21 protein-coding genes and 1 pseudogene are annotated in these 21840 nt (G+C 63.9%); 4 read left to right on the top strand and 18 right to left on the bottom strand.

The genetic code is table 11. The features are described 5' to 3' along the window. Positions 1 to 26: 26 nt before the first annotated feature. The 5 genes from K1X15_RS02020 to K1X15_RS02000 form a co-directional block, all read right to left on the bottom strand. On the bottom strand, positions 27 to 1301 hold the full coding sequence (locus K1X15_RS02020; protein ID WP_220305839.1) for a CpaE/TadZ family protein: 1275 nt from the start codon (positions 1299 to 1301) through the stop codon (positions 27 to 29). 25 nt (positions 1302 to 1326) lie between these two features. Beyond that, positions 1327 to 2727 carry a type II and III secretion system protein family protein gene (locus K1X15_RS02015; RefSeq protein ID WP_220305838.1) on the bottom strand — a complete coding sequence of 467 codons (1401 nt, stop codon included), beginning with the start codon at positions 2725 to 2727 and terminating at the stop codon, positions 1327 to 1329. 13 nt (positions 2728 to 2740) lie between these two features. Next, entirely contained in the window at positions 2741 to 3655 is a 915-nt protein-coding gene (gene cpaB, locus K1X15_RS02010) for a Flp pilus assembly protein CpaB (RefSeq protein WP_220305837.1), read from the bottom strand. Positions 3656 to 3966: 311 nt separating this feature from the next. Next, complete coding sequence (locus K1X15_RS02005; RefSeq protein ID WP_220305836.1) at positions 3967 to 4467, bottom strand: A24 family peptidase; 501 nt, start codon at positions 4465 to 4467, stop codon at positions 3967 to 3969. A 120-nt stretch (positions 4468 to 4587) separates the two neighbouring features. Continuing rightward, positions 4588 to 4761 (bottom strand): Flp family type IVb pilin, encoded by a 174-nt coding sequence (locus K1X15_RS02000; protein ID WP_220305835.1) that lies wholly within the window; start codon positions 4759 to 4761, stop codon positions 4588 to 4590. A 379-nt stretch (positions 4762 to 5140) separates the two neighbouring features. Here K1X15_RS02000 and K1X15_RS01995 point away from each other — a divergent pair, with 379 nt between their 5' ends. The 4 genes from K1X15_RS01995 to K1X15_RS01980 all read left to right on the top strand — a co-directional run bounded on the left by K1X15_RS01995 (position 5141) and on the right by K1X15_RS01980 (position 7557). Continuing rightward, positions 5141 to 5587 (top strand): pilus assembly protein N-terminal domain-containing protein, encoded by a 447-nt coding sequence (locus tag K1X15_RS01995; protein WP_220305834.1) that lies wholly within the window; start codon positions 5141 to 5143, stop codon positions 5585 to 5587. 145 nt (positions 5588 to 5732) lie between these two features. After that, complete coding sequence (locus K1X15_RS01990; protein ID WP_220305833.1) at positions 5733 to 6284, top strand: TadE/TadG family type IV pilus assembly protein; 552 nt, start codon at positions 5733 to 5735, stop codon at positions 6282 to 6284. Further along, positions 6281 to 6859 (top strand): TadE/TadG family type IV pilus assembly protein, encoded by a 579-nt coding sequence (locus K1X15_RS01985; protein WP_220305832.1) that lies wholly within the window; start codon positions 6281 to 6283, stop codon positions 6857 to 6859. Before K1X15_RS01990 ends, K1X15_RS01985 begins: the two co-directional genes overlap by 4 nt. A gap of 71 nt (positions 6860 to 6930) precedes the next feature. Next, positions 6931 to 7557 carry an HAD family hydrolase gene (locus tag K1X15_RS01980; RefSeq protein WP_220305831.1) on the top strand — a complete coding sequence of 209 codons (627 nt, stop codon included), beginning with the start codon at positions 6931 to 6933 and terminating at the stop codon, positions 7555 to 7557. Positions 7558 to 7710: 153 nt separating this feature from the next. Here the strand turns inward: K1X15_RS01980 and upp are convergent, their stop codons facing one another. The 13 genes and pseudogenes from upp to K1X15_RS01920 form a co-directional block, all read right to left on the bottom strand. After that, positions 7711 to 8352, bottom strand: coding sequence for a uracil phosphoribosyltransferase (gene upp, locus K1X15_RS01975; RefSeq protein WP_220305830.1), 642 nt, complete (start codon positions 8350 to 8352; stop codon positions 7711 to 7713). A 23-nt stretch (positions 8353 to 8375) separates the two neighbouring features. Beyond that, positions 8376 to 9593: a phosphopentomutase gene (locus K1X15_RS01970; RefSeq protein ID WP_220305829.1), complete on the bottom strand. Its 1218-nt coding sequence runs from the start codon at positions 9591 to 9593 to the stop codon at positions 8376 to 8378. A gap of 146 nt (positions 9594 to 9739) precedes the next feature. Beyond that, positions 9740 to 11062, bottom strand: coding sequence for a thymidine phosphorylase (gene deoA, locus K1X15_RS01965; RefSeq protein ID WP_220305828.1), 1323 nt, complete (start codon positions 11060 to 11062; stop codon positions 9740 to 9742). 148 nt (positions 11063 to 11210) lie between these two features. Further along, positions 11211 to 13601, bottom strand: a complete 2391-nt coding sequence (locus tag K1X15_RS01960) for an aldehyde dehydrogenase family protein (RefSeq protein ID WP_220305827.1) — start codon at positions 13599 to 13601, stop codon at positions 11211 to 11213. Between the two features lie 195 nt (positions 13602 to 13796). After that, positions 13797 to 14786 (bottom strand): deoxyribose-phosphate aldolase, encoded by a 990-nt coding sequence (gene deoC, locus K1X15_RS01955; RefSeq protein WP_220305826.1) that lies wholly within the window; start codon positions 14784 to 14786, stop codon positions 13797 to 13799. Further along, the gene (locus tag K1X15_RS01950; protein ID WP_220305825.1) at positions 14783 to 15577 is read right to left on the bottom strand and encodes a purine-nucleoside phosphorylase; all 795 of its coding nucleotides are present in this window, start codon (positions 15575 to 15577) and stop codon (positions 14783 to 14785) included. The genes deoC and K1X15_RS01950 overlap by 4 nt, the downstream gene beginning before the upstream one ends. Beyond that, complete coding sequence (locus K1X15_RS01945; protein ID WP_220305824.1) at positions 15574 to 15984, bottom strand: cytidine deaminase; 411 nt, start codon at positions 15982 to 15984, stop codon at positions 15574 to 15576. Before K1X15_RS01945 ends, K1X15_RS01950 begins: the two co-directional genes overlap by 4 nt. A 27-nt stretch (positions 15985 to 16011) precedes the next feature. After that, entirely contained in the window at positions 16012 to 16986 is a 975-nt protein-coding gene (locus K1X15_RS01940; protein ID WP_220305823.1) for an ABC transporter permease, read from the bottom strand. Next, entirely contained in the window at positions 16986 to 18074 is a 1089-nt protein-coding gene (locus K1X15_RS01935) for an ABC transporter permease (protein ID WP_220305822.1), read from the bottom strand. Before K1X15_RS01935 ends, K1X15_RS01940 begins: the two co-directional genes overlap by 1 nt. Before the next feature lie 116 nt (positions 18075 to 18190). Then, a pseudogene (locus K1X15_RS01930) lies at positions 18191 to 19741 on the bottom strand (ABC transporter ATP-binding protein); the annotation flags it as partial. 26 nt (positions 19742 to 19767) lie between these two features. Continuing rightward, positions 19768 to 20769, bottom strand: coding sequence for a BMP family lipoprotein (locus K1X15_RS01925; RefSeq protein ID WP_220305820.1), 1002 nt, complete (start codon positions 20767 to 20769; stop codon positions 19768 to 19770). 192 nt (positions 20770 to 20961) lie between these two features. Continuing rightward, a complete protein-coding gene (locus K1X15_RS21380; RefSeq protein ID WP_276315288.1) occupies positions 20962 to 21084 on the bottom strand; it encodes a hypothetical protein in 123 nt (40 codons plus the stop codon). Between the two features lie 119 nt (positions 21085 to 21203). Then, positions 21204 to 21668, bottom strand: a complete 465-nt coding sequence (locus tag K1X15_RS01920; RefSeq protein ID WP_220305819.1) for an SRPBCC family protein — start codon at positions 21666 to 21668, stop codon at positions 21204 to 21206. Positions 21669 to 21840 lie beyond the last annotated feature (172 nt).

Here is a 21840-nt window from a genome sequence, read left to right as displayed (position 1 = left end):
TTCCTGGTCCCCTGCCCGGTTCATGCTCACGCCCGCTTCTTGAACAGCGAAGGCAGCTTGAGCAGGCTCGCGGACTTGCTGGTGCCATAGCTGGCCTGCCGGCCGGTGACCTGCATGCCGATGGCGGAGAACACTTCGTTGATCTTGTTGTTGGCCGAGACCTCGGCAATCATCTGGCCATTATTGGCGGCCGTGCCGAACAGGGCCGCATCAAAGCCGATCTGGCCGATCAGGCTGCATTCCACCGAGGAGGCGAACTCGCCGGCGCCGATTTCGGGCCGCCGGGGAATGCCCTGCTTGTTGATGACCAGCTTGGGCGCGCTGTCGGTGGGGCGCAGCACCTTGATGGCATCGGCCAGGTTCCTGGCATTGCGCAGATTGGCCAGGTCCGGCTCGGCGACGATGACGACATCATCGATCGAGGCCAGGGTCTGGCGGGTCCAGGCGTTCCAGGCGTGCGGGATGTCGAGCACGATGACCGGCACGCTTTTCTGGCAGATCTCGATGATGCCCTCGAATTCACGCTCCTCGAAATCCCAAGTCTGGTCGAGCGTGGCCGGGGCAGTCAGCAGGTTGATGTGGTTGGCCGCCTTGCTCATCAGGCGGTCGAGCATGGTCTGGTCGACCTTCTGGTTGGCCAGCACAGCATCGGCCAGGCCATGGGGCGGGTCCTGATTGAAATTGAGGCCGGCCGTGCCGAAGGGCAGGTCCATGTCGACGATCAGGCAATCCTGCCGGAGACCGGTCGCAATGCCCCAGGCGACATTGTGGGCGATGGTGGAGCTGCCCGCGCCGCCCTTGGCGGAGATGAAGCCGACGGTACGCCCGATCGGGGCGGCGCCTTCGGCGGCGTAGAGCTCGGTGATCGAGGTCACGATCTCGGCGGAGGTGGCCGGCAGCACCACATATTCGGAAATGCCCGAGCGGATCAGCTCGCGATAGAGCAGCACGTCGTTGACATGGCCCAGCACGATGACGCGGGTGGAGGCATCGCAGACTTCGGCGAGGCGCCCGAGCGCGGCAGGGATTTCCTGGGGCGACAGCGTCGTTTCGACGATGATCAGATTGGGCGTGGGGTTGGACTTGTAGGTCTCGACCGCGCCTTCAATGCCGCCATTGTGGGTGGTCAGCGCCACCTTGGACATGCGCCGGTCATGCATGGCGCTTTCGACCAGCTGGGCGGTCTGGGAGTTCTCGCAGAAGGCCTGGATGGTGATGCGCGGCACCAGGCGCGCACCCGAGGCGATCTCGGCTGCGGGCTCTTCGAGCTGCGGGGGTTGCTCAGGGGTGAGGAAACTCATGGAAGAAGCTGCTCCTGATCCGCAATCAATCCAGGACGAACCCGACCGAGCCGGCATAACCGCCCCGGAATTCGCCCGTGGCGCCGACGCCGTATTGTTTCTCGATCGTTCCGAGGAAGAAGGCCTCGGCATCATTGGTGAGGGTCACGCTGTCAGTGGGCACGGCCACCGTATTGGCCTGCGAGGGCGAGACCAGATAGGGGGTGACGAGGATGACCAGCTCGGTCTGCTGGCTCTGGTATTCGGTGGAGCGGAACAGCGCACCCAGAATGGGGATGTCGCCCAGGCCCGGGAGCTGGCTGATGCTGCGGCTCTGGCGTTCCTGCAGCAGGCCGCCAATGGCCAGGGTCGAGCCGGCGGGCAGTTCCACCGAGGTCTTCACGTCACGCCGCGACAGGGCGCCGCCGGTCTGGACCTCGGACACGCTGGTATCGACGGCAAGGCCGATTGCGCCGTTCGAGCGCACCACCGGCGAGAAGTTCAGCTCCACGCCATAGGGCTTGTAGGTGATGGTGGTGCCGTTGATGTTGGAGGTGGTGATGGGGAATTCGCCACCGGCCAGGAATTCGGCGCTCTGGCCGGACATGGCGGTCAGCACCGGCTGGGCCAGCACGCGCAGCGCGCCGCGATCCTGCAGCGCCCGGATGGCGGCATTGATCTGCAGGTCGGCATTGGACCAGCCCAGATCGACGCCGTGACCGGCATTGGCCGAGGGGCCGTTGAACGACATGGAGAGATTGCCGATGGTGGCGGTGCCCGAGAGGTTGATGCCGAGCTGGTTGGCGACGTCGCGGCGGATTTCGGACACGGTGACCTGCAGCATGACCTGCTGCGGCCCGATGACCTGGATCAGGCTGCCCTCGCCCTCGGTATCGGCAATGGCATTGGCCATGGCCTCGGCATTGGCCTTGTCCTCGGCAGTGCGCACCGTGCCGGTCAGCACGAAATGGATCTTGTCATTGACCGAATTGTTGGTGAGCGTTTCCACGCGGATGTTCGAACCGGGGATGACGCGCGCCAGGGTGGCCTCGAGCGCCCGCCCGGCCTGCAGCGGTGGCAGCACGATATTGACGTCGAGCACGCTGATGGTGCGGCCCGCATCGTCGATGAAGATGATGTTGGTGGCGCCTTCCTCGATGCCCTGCACGATGGCCCTTGTGCGGCTGCGCATGATGGCGGCAGCGATATTGGGCTGGGAGACGACGACTTCGGCGACGCCGGCGGGCAGGTCGACGATCATCGACTTGTTCAGCTCCACCTCGATCTTGCGGACCGCGCCATAGGCGTTGCTGGCAATGGCGATCTGGGCCTGCGCTTGCGCCTGGGCGGGGACGATGGGCGCCGCCGCAACCAGCAGGACCGCAAGACCGGCGGCAAGGGCGGTGCGGAACATTGGGCGGACTGTGCGTTGGCTGGACATGTTCATCGTCATCTCGCCCCTATTGCGGCAGGACCTGGGGCGCATCGGGCGCCGCCTGGATCTGGGTGTTGTCGGGCAGGCCCATTGCCTCGGTGGAACCGTTCTGGGCCAGGTCCGCGGAGGAGGAGCCCGCCATGACGCTCTGCTCCTTGCCGTATCGAATGAGCCGCACGGCCTGGTTGGCCGTGGCCGGGCCGGCATCGGCGCGGTTGAAATCGACGACCGAGCGCAGGGTCAGGCTCAGCTGACCGCGCGTCGAGGCATTGACCAGCGTTTCGGCCTGGGCGGGATCGAGTTCGAGGGTAGCGATGGTGGCATTGTCGAAGGTGACGGGGGTGGGGCTGGCATCGGTGCCCTCCTCGTCGCCGCCGCTGACGCCCATTTCCCCGAGGCGCTTGCCGATGGCCAGCACGCGCACATTGGAGAGAATGACCTCGGAGCGCTGGCCGACCGCCGAAGAGGTGGTGAGCAGCACATCGACGTGATCATTGGGCACCACGAAACCGCCGGCGCTGGAGGCCGCGGTGACGGTCACCGAGACGCCGCGCTTGCCGGACGCCAGGACGGCCGAGAGATAGCCCTGGTCGGCACGGACCAGCTTGGCCTCGCGGATCGGCTCGCCGGGGAAGAATTCGAAACGCGCGACGGCACCGGTCAGCTGGGCCGGCGCATCGGGCATGGCGGAGACCGTGACATATTCGGGGCGCAGCGCGCCTTGCGGCCAGTCCTGCCATTCGACGCGCTCGGCGTTGAGGCGTTCGCCGACGCCGATCGGCGCCTTGGCGACCAGGATCTGGGTCTTGGCCTCCTCGACGACCTGGGTGACCGCCGGACTGGCCGGTGCGGGCGCCCGGCCCCCTCGGGTGACCAGAAAAGCGGCCAGCGACCCGGCCACCAGGGCTACCAACAACAGGACAATACGCGCCGGTCTCATGACCTACTCCGGTTGTGCCAGAGCGGCGGGCATTCCTTGCAGACTGCCGGCCACTCGATCCATTCGCTCTCGCATCGCTGGCACGGACAACCGGCTCCCGGCATTCCGCACGATGCGGGGAAAGGGCAGGAAGTGCCCATTTCCACCGGCTGAACTATGGAACCAAAGGGTCAAGGTTTAGTTAATCAGGACTTTGCAAAAGGCGTTAACGAGTTATGAATGCTTGCGTTTTGCAAATGCACCGGCCGAAAAACAACAAAGGCACCCGCGATATTTCACGAGTGCCTTGAACGACTGGACGGAAAAAGGGATCAGGCGACGAGGCGCTCGAAGATGGCGGTGTTGGAATAGGTCAGGAGACCCGCCACCGCCATGGCCACGCCATAGGGTATGCCCTGTTTGCGATCGAGCAGGCGCGTCAGCCAGGGCATGGTGGCGACGATGCCCGGCATGGGCATGCGGCGCAGGAACAGGATGGCCAGGGTCAGCACCCCGCCCAGCAGCGCGGTATAGGCCAGGTAGGGCAGAGTGAGCCCGAAGCCCAGCCAGAGCGTGGTGGCTGCCGCAAGCTTGGCATCGCCGCCGCCGATCCAGCGCAGTGCGAACATGGCAAAGGCCACCACCAGGACGATGAAGGCGCACAGAAGATGCATGGCGAATTGCTGCAGCGGCATTTCGATCGCGAGCGCCATGACCACGAAGCCGGCCGCCAGGAGCAGCACCAGCTTGTTGGAAATGCGCATGGTCAACAGATCGGACGATGCCGCGAAGGCCATGGCCAGCGGAAAGTATAGAAGGGCAATGGTGGACATGCTGATATTCCCCCCAGTCACCAGGCGTGGGGAACAGTCTGACAGACGGGGCTTAAAAAAGCGGAAAGGGAAGGCCCGAAGACCTTCCCTTTCCTGTCGTTGTTTCTCTCGTGGAGAAAATCACGGCATATTGTTGGTCAGCGTACCGGCGATACCGTTGAACAGGTTTCCAAGGCTGTCACCAAGGGCGGTGGCAGCAAGGATGATACCAACAGAGATCAGTGCGGCGATCAGGCCGTACTCGATAGCAGTCGCGCCCGACTCGTCCTGCGCGAAACGTGCGAAAATGTTCATTCCCAGGCTCCTTTTACACGTCCTCAGTGACTGCAGCGTCGGACCACGTCACACTTCGAACATGAGCAAACGCTAGCGGTCACAGGTTGAAATAGCGTTAATCGGTCGCCGGCCCGCTCAACTGGGCCAAGACGTATTTTTGTTGATGATCAACATGTTACCGAAATAGATAAAGGTCTAACTAACGCATTTTCCGCACGGACCGCCCCCAATGCCCGTAAGGGACTGCACCAGGACTACCCGCTGGACCATGTTTTCCATGCTTTATAGTCTTGATGCGGAAAATGATCCGCCAAGGTGGCCAGAGACCGGGCGTTTGCCAAGTATTTACCATTCCGGTGGATCGTAGGGGCATAGTACCAGTACCCGGATTTCCGCCATGTCCCGTCTTGCCGCCACTGCCCTGTTGCTCGCCGCAACCCTTGCCGGGCCCATGCCTGCGCAGGCTCAGGACGGCGCGCCGATCAATGTCAATGTCAACATGGCCCGCGTGCTGCGCATCAGCGCTCCCGCCGCCACGGTGATCGTGGGCAATCCGGGCATTGCCGATGTGACCATCCAGGACCCGCAGACGCTGATCCTGACCGGCAAGAGCTATGGCCAGACCAATCTGATCGTTCTCGACAGCCGTGGCGAGCCGGTGGCCGACACGCTGGTGGAAGTGGTGCAGATGACGGCCGGGGTGATGACCGTCTACCAGGGGCTGAGCCGCACGACCCTGTCCTGTGCGCCGGTGTGCCAGCCGGTGGTGATGATGGGCGACGATACCGGTTTCTCGGGCCAGACGCTTGCCTCCTCGCAGCTGGTGCAATCGGCCGCCAACTAAGGCCGGTCTCGCGCTACGCGGCCGATTAACCCGCCATTTACCAAATCTGCGCCGAGTTCGGCCCGCGCCCGCCCATCCTAACCATTGGGTTAGGGTCTCCCCCTAGTCTGGCCTGCAAACAGAGGCAGGGGTCAGACGGACGGTGTTGGGTACGGTCAGGCAGAAGCTGCACAGACAGCTCACGCGACTGGGGCGCGATGAGCGCGCGGTCACGGCCGTGGAATTCGGCATGCTGGCGCTCCCCTTCTTTGCCGTGATCGGCGCCATATTGCAGACCTCGGTGGTGTTTCTTGCCTCGCAGGTGCTGGAGAGCGCCGTGCATGACGCTTCGCGCGCCATCCGCACCGGACAGGCGCAGGGCGCGGGCATGACCCTCGAACAGTTTCGCAGCTCGATCTGCGACCGCCTCTATGGGCTGTTTCCCGATTGCGCGGGGCTGCATGTGCGGGTCAACGTGGTCACCAATTTCCAGTCCGCCTCCGTCGAGCCGCCCCTGCCCAGCCCGTGTTTTGCGCCCTGCGACTGGGACAATGCGGAGAGCTGGTCGGCAGGCGTGGGCAAGTCGGTGGTGCTGGTGCAGGTCTATTATCGCTATCCGATCATGGTGCAGCTTGGCCCCCTGGGCATGTCAAACATGGCCGATGGCCGCCGCCTGATCGGGTCCGCCGCCGTGTTCCAGAACGAGCCCTTCTCGTGAGCGCGCGCCGCGTGAGCCTGAGGCTGCACCTGAAGCGGCTGCTGCGCGCCGATCGCGGCGTGGCGGCGGTCGAATTCGCGCTGGTGCTGCCCATCATGCTCGTGGTCTATCTCGGCACGCTGGAGGCCAGCTCGCTGATCACCATGGACCGCAAGGTGCAGTCGGTGGCTGGCGCCATCGGCGATCTGGTGGCCCGCACCGACGAGGTGATCTCCACCAGCCAGCTGCAGGATTATTTCCGTGCCGCCAGCGGCATCATGACCCCGTTTTCGCCAGATGGCGTGCTGCAGGTGGTCACGGCGGTGCAGGTCAACGCCGATGGCACGACCGAAGTGGTCTGGACGCGGCAATACCAGAACGGCACCTATTCCAGCACGACGCCGCATAATGTTGGCGACAGCTATCCGCTTCCCACGGAAATGACCGACATCGCACGGGGCGACATGGTGATCGCCTCGGAAGCGTCGCTGAACTATACGCCGCTGCTTGGCATCGTGATCCAGACCCCGATCACGCTCTACCGCTCCAGCTTCTTCATGCCCCGTTTCGGGGGCGAGATCGACGAGCCGAGCTGAGGCGCCGCTTGCCGGGCTGGCCGCGCCATGCCACAAGCCGGGCATCCCTCCCCGACTGTCCGGATATGAGCATGAGCGAACACGACACTATCATCCCCGTTTTCGACCTGGGCGGCGTCTTCGTCGACTGGAACCCGATGTATCTGTTCCGCAAGCTGTTCGAGAGCGAGGAAGATGCACTGTGGTTCCACCAGCATATCTGCACGGGTGACTGGAACCTCGAGTTCGATGCGGGTGAGATCTATGCCGAGGGCGTGGCCAAGCTGGTCACCCGCTTCCCCAAATACTGGCGCGAAATCCAGGCCTTCGACGCACGCTGGACCGAAACCTTCGGCCCCTTCATCCAGGGCACGATCGACATCCACAATGAATTGGTGGACCAGGACATCCCCACCTTCGCCATCACCAATTTCTCCTGGGAAAAATGGATGACGCGGCTGGGCGAATGGCCGTTCCTGGAAAAGTTCGACGGGGTGATCGTGTCGGGGCTGGAGCGACTGGTGAAGCCCGATCCGCGGCTCTATCGCGTGTTCTGCGAGCGCTACGGCCTGGCGCCGGACAGCTGCGTGTTCATCGATGACAGCGAGCCCAATATCGTGGCGGCCCGCAAGTTCGGCATGCATGGCATCCACTTCAAGGACCCGGTGCACCTGCGCGCCGACCTGATCGCGCTAGGCCTGCCGCTCAAGGCGAAGTAACCCCGTCGTCCGCTTCCTGGAAAGGCCCCCTCACCCGCCGCTGCGCGGCGACCTCTCCCCCAAAGGGAGAGCTGTAGGGGCAGCATTTGGACGAGCGCAGCGAGGACCCCGCGCGTCGCGCGCCCCGTGCGGAGCGCTACGCGCGTGAGCACACTATTTCGTCCCGTACATGCGGTCGCCGGCATCGCCGAGGCCGGGGACGATATAGCCCTTCTCGTTGAGGTGGCTGTCGATGGAGGCGGTAAAGACCGGCACGTCGGGATGGGCGGCGGAGAAATTGCGGATGCCTTCGGGCGCCGCCAGCAGGCACAGGAAGCGGATATTGTTGGCGCCGCGCTCCTTGAGTTTCTCGATGGCCGCCGTCGCCGAATTGCCGGTGGCCAGCATGGGATCGACCACGATGATCAGCCGGTCATCCAGGCTCGAGGGCGCCTTGAAATAGTATTCGACCGGTTCGAGCGTTTCGTGGTCGCGATAGATGCCGATATGGGCGACGCGGGCCGCGGGCACCAGGTCGAGCATGCCATCGAGCAGGCCGTTGCCGGCGCGCAGGATCGAGGCGAAGACCAGTTTCTTGCCCTTGATGGCAGGGCTTTGCATCTCGGCCATCGGTGTTTCGATGGTGATCATCTCCAATGCAAGGTCGCGGGTGACCTCGTAGCACATCAGATGCGCGATCTCACGCAGGAGCCGCCGGAACCCGGCGATGGAGGTCTCCTTGTTGCGCATGATGGTCAGCTTGTGCTGGATCAGCGGGTGATCGATGACCGTCACATTGCCTTCGGATCTGCTCATCGACACACCTCTTCGTTTTTCGGTCACAGGAACGATTTGCCATGGCGGCCGGGGGCCAGGCCCAGCCATGCGGCAATTGTCTCACCTATATCAGCGAAGGTCGGGCGAATGCCAATCTCTGCTGGCGGCAGGGCTGGGGAAAAAGCCAGTATCGGCACCTGTTCGCGGGTATGATCGGTGCCCGGCCAGGTGGGGTCATTGCCGTGGTCGGCCGTCAGGATCAGCAGATCGTCGTGGCGGAGCTTGGCGATGATTTCTGGCAGGCGGGCGTCGAAGAGTTCGAGAGCAGCGGCATAGCCGGGCACATCGCGCCGATGGCCATACTCACTGTCGAAATCGACGAAATTGGTCATGATAAAGGCGCCGTCCGCGGCCATTTCCATGGCCTCGAGCGTGCGATCGAAGAGCTGGGGGATGCCGGTGCCCTTGAGTTTGTGGGTAACGCCGGAGCCGGCATAGATGTCCGAGATCTTGCCGATGGCAAAGACCTGGTTGCCCGCTTCCGCATTGCGGTCGAGCAGGGTCGGTTCGGGCGGTGAAATGGCGAAATCGCGGCGATTGCCGGTGCGCTTGAAGGTTTCGGGCGTCTCGCCGATGAAGGGCCGGGCGATGACGCGGCCGATCTTGAGCGGCTCGGTCAGTTCAAAGGCGACCTTGCAGATCTCGTAGAGGCGATCGAGACCGAAATGGGTTTCGTGGGCCGCAATCTGGAAGACGCTGTCGATCGAGGTATAGCAGATCGGCATGCCGGTGCGGATATGCTCCTCGCCCAGCTCGGCGATGATGGTGGTGCCCGAGGCGTGCTTGTCGCCAAGAATGCCGGGCAGGCCGGTGCGCTTCAAGAATTCGGCAATCAGCTCGGGTGGGAAAGCCGGCTCGGTCTGCGGGAAATAGCCCCATTCGAAGGGCACCGGGACGCCGGCGATTTCCCAATGACCCGACGGCGTGTCCTTGCCCTTGGAAACCTCGCGCCCAACGCCGAAGCGACCGCCTTTCGGGGCGTCGGAGAGGTTTGGCGGCAGGATGCCGGTGGAAAGCTTGATGGCCGCGCCCAGGCCCATGGCATCCATATTCGGCACAATGAGTGGGCCAGAACGCAGGCCGTCCCGATCCGCCTTGCCGGCGGCGGCCCATTCGGCGATGTGGCCGACGGTATTGGCGCCTTCGTCACCATAGGCGGCGGCATCGGGGGCACCGCCGATACCGACGCTGTCGAGCAGGCAGACAATGGCGCGGGGCATGGGCGTTACTCCTTCTTTTTCCCCTCCCCCTTGAGGGGAGGGGTTGGGGGTGGGGGTGTCGAGACCTCCCAGAACTCTATTCTCGCGGGGGCGCCGACACCCCCACCCTCGGTCCCTCCCCTCAAGGGGGAGGGAGGCGATGAACGTTAGGCCGGTTGACCAATCCGACCAGCAATCAACGGATTGCTCGGCACAGCCTCACCGAGATGATAGGCCCGCTTCAGCCGGGCTTCGGCATCGGCGGCACTGGCTTCGTCGGCGGCGTGGATGCGGGCAATGGGCATGCCGGGGCCCACTTCCGCCCCCAGCCCGGCCAGGCGATCAAAGCCGACGCGGTGATCGATGACATCGGTGGGCGTGGCACGGCCGCCCCCGAGGGCAACCACCGCCATGCCGACGCCGCGGGTATCGATGGTGCTGACCCTGCCCTGCCCGATGGCAAAGACGTCGCGGATGATGGGGGCGGGTTCGAGATGCGTGTCCATGGCATCGACAAAGCCGGCGGGGCCGCCCAGGGCCATGACCATCTTGCCGAAATGTTCGGCGGCGGTGCCGCTGTCGAGGGCGGTTTCAACCTGGACCTGAGCATCGGCCAGCGAGCTGGCCTTGCCGGTCATCAGCGCAATCTCGGCGCAGAGGGCCAGCGTCACCTCGCGCAGGCGCGCGTCCTGATGGGTGCCGGTCAGGAAATCGACGGCGTTGCGCACTTCGAGCCCGTTGCCGGCGGCACTGGCCAGCGGCTCGTTCATGTCGGTGATCAGCGCCCCGGTCTTGAGGCCTGCCCCATTGGCGACGGTGACCAGGCTCTGGGCCAGATCGCGCGACTTTTCCAGCGTGGGCATGAAGGCGCCCGAGCCGGTCTTGACGTCGAGGATCAAGGCGCCGAGACCCGCGGCCAGCTTCTTGGAGAGGATCGAGGCGGTGATCAGGGCAATGGATTCCACCGTGCCGGTGACGTCGCGGATGGCGTAGAGCGTCTTGTCGGCGGGGGCGAGGTCGGCCGTCTGGCCGATAATGGCGCAGCCGGCTTCCTTCACCACCTTGCGGAAGAGGGCATTGTCGGGCTGGGTCTGGTAGCCAGGGATGGCATCGAACTTGTCGAGCGTGCCGCCGGTATGGCCGAGGCCACGCCCCGAAATCATCGGCACATAGATGCCGATGGCCGCCAGGATCGGCGCCAGCATCAGGCTGACATTGTCGCCCACCCCGCCGGTCGAATGCTTGTCGGCGACCGGGCCATCGAGGTCGGACCAGTCGAGCACGCTGCCACTGTCCCGCATGGCCAGGGTCAGCGCCACGCGCTCGTCCATGGTCATGTCCTGGAAATAGACCGCCATGGCGAAGGCCGCCGCCTGGGCATGGGACACCGTGCCATTGGCAAAACCGGCGATGAACTGGGCGATATCGTCCTTGGCGAGGATTTCGCCATTGCGTTTCTTGAGGATGACTTCTTGCGGGAGGAAGACCATTTTGACGTGCTCGCGTGCCTCGCCCTCGTGGTTCGAGGGTCGCTGCGCTCCCGCCTCACCATGAGGGCTTACGAAAGCGCGGAGTTATCGGAGCCCTCATGGTGAGGTGCGAGCGGTTTCGCGAGCCTCGAACCACGAGGGCGGTTGCTCACGCCCCGTAGGGGATCCAGACGTTCTTGACCTGCGTCGCCTTGGCCAGGAAATAGTCGCCGGCAAAGCGCGGATCGGCCAGATCGTATGCGAGGCCGCGGCTGGTCCAGGTCTGCTTGAGATTGCCCACCGAGGCCTTTTCGACCATGGCGGAGCCTTCCGCAGAGCCCATGAACCACATGCCGTCGATGCCATCATGCTCGGCCAGGGTCTTGGCCAGGGTGACGCTTTCGCCGGTGACGATGTTGACCACGCCATTGGGCATGTCGGAGGTTTCGAGCACCTGGTAGAAATCGGTCATTGAGAGCGGACTGCGCTCCGAAGGAACCAGCACGACCGCATTGCCCATGGCGATGGCCGGCGCCAGCAGGGCGATGGACCCCAGCAGGGGGCGCGCCTGCGGCGCGACAATGCCGAGCACGCCGAGCGGTTCGATCATGGCCGTGGCCACCATGCGCTGGGGCGGATTGTGGACGGCGCCGTCATATTTGTCGGCCCAGCCGGCAAAGGCGAAGAGCCGCTCGACGGAAAGGGCGACTTCCTCGGCCCCGTCCTCGCCGGTCTGCGCCTTGATGCGGGCGGCAAACTCGTCGCGGCGATAGTCGAGATTTTCAGCCAGGAAATAGAGGATCTGCGCGCGGGTATGGGCGGCGGTGCTGCCCCAGCCAAGCGCGGCGCGGGCGGCTTCGACGGCGTTGCGGATATCCTTGCGATTGCCTTCACCAACTTCGCCGACCAGCTCGCCCTTGGGGCCGATGACCTGCCGGTCATAGCCGCTATCGGGACGCGCCTGCTTGCCGCCGATATACATTTTGGCGGTCTGGTCGAGATGGCCGGTGTCCAGGGGATTCTGCGATGGCCGCCCCTCGCCCTTCGAGGCGCCCTGCGGGCGCACCTCATGATGAGGGGCTTGCTTAAGACCCTTCTCCCAGGCGGGCTTCAAATAGACGCCCATGCCCTCGCGACCGCCCTCGCGGCCGAAGCCGCTTTCCTTGTAACCGCCGAAGCCCACGGCCGCGTCGAAATTATTGGTGCCGTTGATCCAGACCACGCCGGCCTTGAGCCTGGGCGCAATGTCGAGGGCGAGATTGATGTTCTCGCTCCAGAGCGTGGCGGCAAGGCCATATTTGGTGTTGTTGGCCAGCGCCACCGCCTCTTCGGGCGTGCGGAAGCTCATGGCGACCAGCACGGGCCCGAAGATTTCCTCGGAGACCAGGGTATTGGCGGGCGAGACATTGGTGACGAGGGCGGGCTTGAGGAAGCAGCCATTCGCCGGAAGCTGCCCATCGGGCTCATAGACCTCGGCGCCTTCGGCGACGCCCTTCTTCATAAGGTCGCGGATGCGTTCGACCTGCACCGGGGTAACCAGCGCGCCGATATCCACGGACTTGTCGAGCGGGTCGCCCACGCGCAGCTTTTCCATGCGCGCCTTGACCTTGGCAATGAAGCGCTCCTCGATGCTTTCCTGCACGAGGAGACGCGAACCGGCGCAGCAGACCTGGCCCTGGTTGAACCAGATGGCATCGACCAGACCCTCGACGGCAGAATCGAGATCGGCATCCTCGAAGACGATATAGGGGGACTTGCCGCCCAGCTCGAGCGAAAGACCCTTGCCCGAGCCGGCCGTGGCGGCACGGATGATCTTGCCCACTTCGGTCGAGCCGGTGAAGGCGACCTTGTCGATATCGGGGTGGTTGACGATGGTGGCGCCGGTGTCGCCCTCGCCCGTCACGATATTGACCACGCCCTTGGGCAGGCCGACGCGCTCGCAGATTTCGGCGAAGAGCAGCGCGGTCAGCGAGGTGAACTCGGCGGGCTTGAGCACCACTGTATTGCCCGCCGCCAAAGCCGGGGCGATCTTCCAGGCCAGCATCAACAGCGGGAAATTCCATGGGATGATCTGGCCGCAAACGCCATAGGGCACGTGATCGGGGAACTCGCGGGCAATGTGGGTGGCCCAGCCGGCATGGTGGTAGAAATGGCGGGCGACCAGCGGAATATCGGCGTCGCGCGTCTCGCGAATGGGCTTGCCATTATCCATGCTTTCGAGCACCGCGAAGAGCCGCGAATGCTTCTGGATCATGCGGGCGATGGCATAGAGATACTTGCCGCGCTCATAGCCACTGAGGGCCGACCAGGACTTGAAGGCGGCCCGAGCGGCCTTCACCGCCGCATCGACATCGGCCGCTGTGCCGTCGGTGATCTCGGCCAAAGAGGCGCCGGTGGCCGGATTGTCGGCCGTGAAGGTCTTGCCCGGCTTGGTCCATTTGCCATCGATGAAATGGCCGAACTTGCGGCCCTTGCTGTCGAGCCAGGCGATGGCCTGATCGGGCGCTTCGGGCGCCGGGCCATAATCGAGGCTATCGAAGATTTGCGCGATCTTGTTCATTTCGGGTCCTCCCGAGGCGCGGTTTCACCCGGCCCCCGTCCTTCGAGGCTCGCTTCGCTCACACCTCAGGATGAGGGCCTGCGGAGCATTCGTTCGCTTCGCTCTCGCCTCAAGATGAGGGTCTGCGGAGCATTTGGGAGCTCTCATGGTGAGGTGCGCGGCGCGCCGCGCCTCGAACCACGAGGGCGGATTGCATCACACCATCGGCTGGCGATAGTCGGCCGCATAATGGCCGGTGAGGCCGTGTTCGAGCTGCCGTTCGATATCGGTCAAAAGCGAGGATGCGCCGAAGCGGAAGAGGTGCGGCTGCAGCCAGTGGGTGCCCAGCTCTTCCTTCATCAGCGCCATGTATTTGAGCGCGTCGCCGGCCGTGGCGATGCCGCCAGCGGGCTTGTAGCCGATCTCGATGCCGGTCTCCTCGGCGAACCAGCGGATCATGCGGATCATGGTCAGCGAGGTGACGAGATTGGCATTGACCTTTTCCTTGCCGGTCGAGGTCTTGATGAAATCGGCGCCGGCCAGCATGCAGACCAGCGAGGCCTTGGCGATATTGGTCTGGGTGGCCAATTCGCCGGTGCCGAGGATGGTCTTGATGTGAGCGTCGCCGCAGGCCTTGCGGAAGGCCTTGACCTGGTCGTAGAGCGCCTGCCAGTCGCCGCGCAGCACCATGCCGCGCTCGATGACGATGTCGATCTCCTTCGCCCCGTCCTTCACCGAAGCCTCGATCTCGGCGATCTTGGTTTCGACTGGCGCGAGGCCATGCGGGAAGGCGGTGGACACGGCGGCGACCGGAATGCCGGAGCCTTCGAGCGCGTCCACTGCCGTCTTGACGAAGCTGTGGTAGACGCAGACCGCGCCGGGGAGAATCCGGCGATTGCCCATGCCCAATTGGTCGAGGATGTCGCGGCGGATCGGGTTGCGGGCCTTGGCACAGAGGCGCTCGACACGGCCCGGCGTATCGTCGGCATTGAGCGTGGTCAGGTCGATCATGGTGATCGCCTTCAGGAGCCAGGCGAGCTGATAGTCCTTCTTGACGGTGCGGCGCGCGCCAATGGTGCCGGCGCGGCGCTCCAGGGCCGAGCGGTTCATGCGCACGCGTTCGACCCAGTCGAGATCGAGCGGATAACCGGGATTGCGCTTGTGCGCCGGTTCGGCGGTGGTGTTGTCGACGACTTTGAGACTCATAGTTCCTCCACCAGTGCGGGGATCAGTCTTTTGAGTTTTTCGGCCCCGTGTGCCGCCATGAGCTTGGTATGCTCGTGGCTGATGTTTTCGCTCGACAGGCCAGCGCCCATATTGGTGATGGACGAGCAGGCCCAGACCTTCATCCCCAGGAAGCGCCCGAGAATGACTTCGGGTGCCGTGGACATGCCTACGGCATTGGCGCCGAGGCGCATGGCCATCTGGATTTCGGCGACGGTTTCAAAGCTCGGGCCAGAATACCACAGATAGACCCCTTCCCCGAGCGCGTAGTCGAAGCGCTGGGCCAGAGTCGTCGCCTTGGCGCGCAGGTCGAGATCGTAGCAATTGACCATGTTCACAAAGCGGCGGTCGGTCGGCTCGCCGATCAGCGGGTTCATGCCGGCATAGTTGATGTGATCAGCAATCAGCATAAGGTCGCCGGGCGCGAAGCGCTGGTCGACCGAGCCGGCCGAATTGGTCAGCAGCAATGTTTCAGCGCCGAGATCGGCCAGGGCTTCGAGCGCCGGCCGCATGGCGCTGGCATTGCCGTGTTCATAATAGTGCTCGCGGCCGGTGAGCACGGCGATGCGCTTGCCGCCCATATGGCCGATCAGCAGGTCGCGGCCATGGCCCGACACGCCGCCGCCGGGAAAGCCCTTGAGCTCGGAATAGGGAATGGCGATCCGGTCTTCCATCAGCTCGCCAATGGCCGACAGGCCGGAGCCCAGCACGAGGGCGGCCGCGATCGGCTCGGAACCGGCAATCTTGCGGATGGTCTTTGCGGCTTTGGTCATTTTTTCAGGTGATCCGGACCGAAAGAATGGGGCAGCAATTGCTCGAGCGTTTGCACCAGCGGTTCTCCGTCGACGCCATGGGAGATGATCTCGACATCGGGATCGGCAAATTCGCGGATGCGCTGGCGGCAACCGCCGCAGGGGGTGACCGGCGCCGTGCCCGGGCCGGTGACATAGACGCGCCTGATGCGCTTGCCGCCCCCGGCCAGCATGGCCGCGATGGCGCTGGGCTCGGCGCAATTGCCCACCGGATAGGCGGCGTTCTCGACATTGCAGCCGGCATAGATCTGGCCGTCATCGGCGAGGATGGCCGCGCCCACCTGGAATTTCGAATAGGGCGCGTAGGCCTTGGCGCGAACGGCTTCGGCGGCCGCAAAAAGGGCCTTGTCGATCTCTTGCATGGTCATCAAGTCTCCGGCGCCAGGCCCGCGGGCCTAGCGCTCCTTGGTATAGGGCACGCCGGCCGCCTTGGGGGCAACGGCGCGGCCGATGAAGCCGGCCAGCAGCACCACGGTCAGGATATAGGGCAGCGCCTGGATCGCCTGCACCGGCACTTCGCCGATAATGGGGAAGACCTGGCCCTGGACGCGGAACTGCACCGCATCGAGGAAGCCGAACATCAGGCAGACCAGGAGCGCCGGACCCGGCCGCCACTTGGCAAAGATCAGCGCCGCCAGCGCGATATAGCCGCGGCCGGCCGACATATTGTTGTTGAACCCGGCCGACTGGGCGATCGAGAGATAGGCGCCGCCAATGCCCACCAGCACGGCGGTGATGATCAGGGCCTGATAACGCAGGCGCGTCACCGATATGCCGGCCGTGTCGATGGCCTTGGGGTTCTCGCCCACGGCGCGCAGGCGGAGGCCGAAGCGGGTGCGGAACAGCACCCAGGCGGTCACCGGCACAGCGAGGAAGGCGAAATAGGTGATGATGTTGTGCCCCGAGATCAGCTCCCAATAGATCTGGCCGATGACGGGCACATCCCTGATCTGGTCGGCAAATGGCAGGGTAATGGGATTGAAGCGCTGATCGCCGGACAGCTGGGGCGTGTAGCCGCCGCGCTTGAACCAGGACTGGCCCAGGAAAGTGGTGAGACCGGCAGCCAGGAAATTGAGGGCCACGCCCGAAATGGTCTGGTTGCCCTTGAAATTGATCGAGGCCAGGCCGTGAATACCCGAGAACATCAGGGCTGCGCCGATGCCGGCCAGCAGGCCAAGCCAGGCCGAACCGGTGACGGCGGACATGGATGCCGCCGCGAAGGCGCCCGCGAGCAGCTTGCCCTCGAGGCCGATATCGATAATACCGGACCGCTCGGAATAGAGGCCGGCCAGCGACGCCAGGATCAGCGGCACGGCAAGGCGCACGGTGGAGTCCAGAATGAGGGTCAGATCGACCAGGAACTGCTCCATCACTTGCCTCCCGCTGCTGGTTCAGGCTGGGCGAAGAGCCGCGAAAGCGGTCCACGCAGCATGTCGCCCATGGCGCCGGTGAACAGGATCACCAGGGCCTGGATGGTGACGATCATTTCGCGGGTGATGCCGGGCATCTGGAAGGCCAGTTCCTGACCGCCCTGATAGAGCATGCCGAACAAGAGCGCCGACAGGCCCACCCCGATGGGATGTCCCTTGCCCATGAAGGCCACGGCAATGCCCACGAAGCCGGCGCCATTGACGAAATTGAGGATCAACCGGCCCTGGACGCCGCCGACATTGTTGACGGCCACCATGGCAGCGAAGGCGCCGGCCATGGCCATGACGATCATGATCATCTTCTGGTTGGAAATGCCGGCATAATTGGCCGCGACCGGGTTGTTGCCCAGGGCACGCACGGCATAGCCGAACTTGGTGCGCCAGATCAGCCAATAGACGAAGAACAGCGCGGCAATGGCCAGGAAAAAGGTCAGGTTGACCGGCGAGTTCTTGAACAGTTCGATGAAGCTGCGCAGCTGCGGCACGCGGGTAATGGCCTCGAGCGGCGCGCTTTCATCGGAATTGACGCCTTCGGGCTTCAAAATGCGGCTGATGATATAGCCCATCATCGAGACGGCGATGAAGTTGAACAGGATGGTGGTGATCACCACGTGGCTGCCGCGCTTGGCCTGGAGATAGCCGGGAATGAAGGCCCAGGCCGCACCGAACAGCGCGCCGCAGACGATCATCAGCGGGAAGACCAGCGCCCAGTGCATGCCATTGAGCGCCAGTCCAATCAGGATGACCCCAAGACCGGCGACATAGGCCTGGCCCTCGGGACCAATATTGAACAGGCCCGCGTGATAGGCCAGCGACACCGCCAGGCCCGCAAAGACGAAGTCGGTCGTGTAATAGAGCGTGTAGCCGAAGCCCGAGCCATAGCCGAAGGCGCCATAGAGCATGATGCCGACGGCCTGAAGGGGGTTCTGACCAACGGCGAGAACGATGAGGCCGCCCACCAGAAAGGCCAGGACGACATTGAGCAGGGGCAAGAGAACGACGTCGGCCCAGCGTGGCAATGGGGTCATCAGTTGGTATCCCTGGCGGAATTGTCTTTGGGGCTCATTTCCACCAGCGTCTGCTGCACCGGGGTCTCGTGCTCGGGCAAGGTGCCCGGCTCGGTGACCACATTATCCGCATGCGAGCCCGTCATGCGCAGGCCCAGTTCGGTTTCATCGGCTGTCGCCGGATCGGCCTCGCCGACGATCTGCCCGTCGAAGATCACGAGGATGCGGTCCGACAGTGAGCGGATTTCGTCCAGTTCCACCGAGACGAGCAGGATGGCCTTGCCGGCATCGCGCATCTTGATGATCTGGTTGTGGATGAACTCGATGGCGCCGATATCGACGCCGCGCGTCGGCTGGCCGACGATCAGCACGTCTGGATCGCGCTCCATCTCGCGGGCCAGAACCAGCTTCTGCTGGTTGCCGCCGGAGAAATTGGCGGTCTTGAGGTCGAGGCTCGCCGGACGCACGTCGAACTTTTTCATATAGTCTTCGGCGGTCGTCCGGGCCTTGGCGATGTCGAGGCCGGGGCCGTCGCCATATTTGTCCTGGTAGCCGAGAATGGCGTTTTCCCAGGCGGCAAAATTGGTCACCAGGCCCATGCGCAGGCGGTCCTCGGGCACATGTGCCAGCCCCGCCAGACGGGCGCGGCCCGCACCGTCATCGCCTTCGAGCGAGAGGGGATTGCCATTGACCCGGATGGTGCCCGATTTCTGGTCGCGCATGCCGGCGATGGATTCGAGCAGTTCGGACTGGCCATTGCCGGCCACGCCGGCAATGCCGACGATCTCCCCGGCCCGGACCTGGAAGCTGACGGACTTGACCCGGGGCACGCCGAAATCGTCGGTGACCACCAGGTTTTCGACTTCGAGCAGCACATCGCCCGGCTTGGCCGGGCCCTTTTCGACCCGCAGCAGCACGCGACGGCCGACCATGAGTTCGGCCAGTTCTTCGGGATTGGTATCGGCGGTCTTGAGTGTCCTGACCATCTCGCCCTGGCGCATGACCGAGACTTCATCGGTGATGGCCATGATCTCGCGCAGCTTGTGGGTGATCAGGATGATGGTCTTGCCCTCGGCGCGCAGCTTGCCAAGGATGCGGAAGAGGTGGTCGGCCTCGGCCGGCGTCAGCACGCCGGTGGGCTCGTCGAGAATGAGGGTTTCGGCGCCGCGATAGAGCGCCTTCAAAATTTCCACGCGCTGCTGCTGGCCCACCGAGAGATTGCCGACAATGGCATCGGGATTGATATCGAGCCCGTAGTCGCGCGCGAGCTGCTTGAGGTGGTCGCGCGCCCGGTTCAGGGTCGGCGTCAGCAGCGCCGAGTCCTCGGCACCCAGGACCACGTTTTCAAGCACGGTGAAATTGTCCACCAGCATGAAGTGCTGGTGCACCATGCCGATGCCCAGCGCCAGCGCATGGCGGCTGTCGGTAATGTTCTGCGGCACGCCATCGACACGGATGGTGCCGCTGTCGGCCGTGTAGAAGCCGTAGAGGATCGACATCAGCGTCGACTTGCCGGCGCCGTTTTCGCCCACAATGCCATGCACCGTGCCGCGCTTGACGGCCAGGTGGATGTCCTTGTTGGCGTGAACCGGACCGAAATGTTTGTTGATGCCGACAAGCTCGATGGCGAGCGCAGAGGCAGCGGCCCCGGAGGACCGCTGCTCGTTTGTCGGGTTAAGACCTGTCATTGCAGCTCAACCCCTTGTTGCCGGCCCTAGAGGGCGTCGCAGGTCTTGTCGGTGCGATAATCGTGCACGGTGACGGCACCCGAGATGATGTCGGCCTTGGCCTTTTCGACGGCGGCCTTCATGTCGTCGGTGACGAGCGAAGCATTGTTCTCATCGAAGGCAGCGCCAACGCCATCTTCGGCCAGGCCGAGCACGATCACGCCGGGCTCCCAGGTGCCATCGGCAACGCCCTTCATGGCGTTGTAGGTGGCGACGTCAACGCGCTTGAGCATCGAGGTCAGGACCGAACCGGGGTGCAGGTGGTTCTGGTTGCTGTCCACGCCAATGCCGTACTTGCCGGCGTCGGCAGCAGCCTGAAGCACGCCAGCACCGGCGCCACCGGCGACCTGGAAGATGACGTCCACGCCCTGATCGAGCTGGGACTTGGCGACTTCGGTGGCCTTGACCGGGTCGTTGAAGGCATCAAAGCCGGTACCGACATAGGTTTCGAGCACTTCGATATCGGGGTTCACCGACTTGGCGCCCTGGGCATAGCCGCAGGCAAAGGCTTCGAGCAGGTCGAAGTTGAACGCCGGGACGACGCCGATCTTGCCGCTTTCCGACTTCATGGCGGCCAGGATACCGACCAGGTACGAGCCTTCGTGTTCCTTGAAGACCACGGACTGGACGTTGGGCAGGTCCACAACGGTGTCGATGATGGTGAACTTGGTATCGGGGAATTCAGGGGCGACGGCGCGCAGCGCGGTTTCCCAGGAGAAGCCCGGCAGCACGATCGGGTTGTTGCCGCGCGAGGCGAACTGGCGGATGGCCTGCTCGCGCATGGCATCGCCGGAAATTTCCAGATCCTGGTAGGCGCCGCCCTCGGCCTTGAACTTTTCGGCGCCGGTATAGGCTGCCTCGTTGAACGACTTGTCGAACTTGCCGCCGCCGTCATAGACCAGAGCGCCGTCGGCAAAGGCAGCGCCAGCCATGAGCGCGCTCAGTGCGACGCCGCCCGCGATGGCCTTGGTAAGGAAAGAAATTTTCATTGATTCAGTCTCCCTGTCTCGCACCAGCACCGGGACCAGAGCCCGAAGGTCAATCTGCGTGCGCTAGCAGGGGATAAAATCGTGCAATGGCGTCTCCCGCAAGAGGGCAGGCGCGAAATTTTTCCGGTTGGTCAAAATTTGCCTGTGGAGCGACCGGGACTTCGCCCTGCGCGGGCGTCGCCCCCGACCAGCCTAGACGCGGGCAAGGAGCGCGCGGAACATCTCGCCCAGGTCGATATCGGCATACATGGTGGCCAGAACCGCCAGGGCGGCAATGATGTAGAGGGCGATGCTGTCGCGGGACTGGGTGGACATGATGGGATTTGAAGCAAATTGCGTTGAACTGCTTCCTCTTTAGCGGATCAGCCGCGGCGGAATCATGGCCGAGTTGGGGCCGTTTCTGGCGTGGTTAAGCAATGCTGAATGCGGCGGGCTCAGGCGGGGCCAAGGGCTTCAATCTCGACGCCCATGGCGCTGGCGAAGCGCTCGAAGAAACCGTCGATGATCTTCTGTGCCGAATTGCCAACAATGGCCTTGCCCAGCTTCATGATCTGCCCCGAGGCACCGCCCTGGGCCGAAAAGGCCAGCAGGGTGTCCCCGTCCCGGTCGGCGAGGGTGATGTCGGCCTGTCCCTCGGCCAGTCCCATCAGCCCGCCCTTGCCCTTGCCGGAGAGGGTATAGCTTTGCGCCGGCACGACATTGGACAGCGCCAGCTCGCCTTTGAAGACCGGCTTGACCACGCCCAGATTGACGGTGATCGCCAGATCCAGCGTGGCCGGACCAGACCAGGCGATATGGCTGCAGCCGGGGATGGTGGCCTTGAGCATGTCGGGGTCGTTGAGCGCGGCCCAGACGTCGGCGCGGCTGGCGCGAATACGATAGCGTCCACCAAAATCCATCAGGCGCGGCACCCGAAAACAAACACAACAGACAAACGGGGGGCGGAGCATGCAGACATGGCGCGGGTCCAACTCTTTACGTGCGGCTTTTTCGCACCAATATGGACTAAATAGTTGTCCGGGCCTGCAGTTGCAATTGTCAGGCCGGGCGGCAGACGCAATCTAGGGCTGA

Origin of the sequence: Devosia salina, from assembly GCF_019504385.1 — a bacterium.
In the GTDB taxonomy this organism is placed as follows: domain Bacteria; phylum Pseudomonadota; class Alphaproteobacteria; order Rhizobiales; family Devosiaceae; genus Devosia; species Devosia salina.
This window is presented reverse-complemented; position numbering and strand designations above follow the sequence as displayed.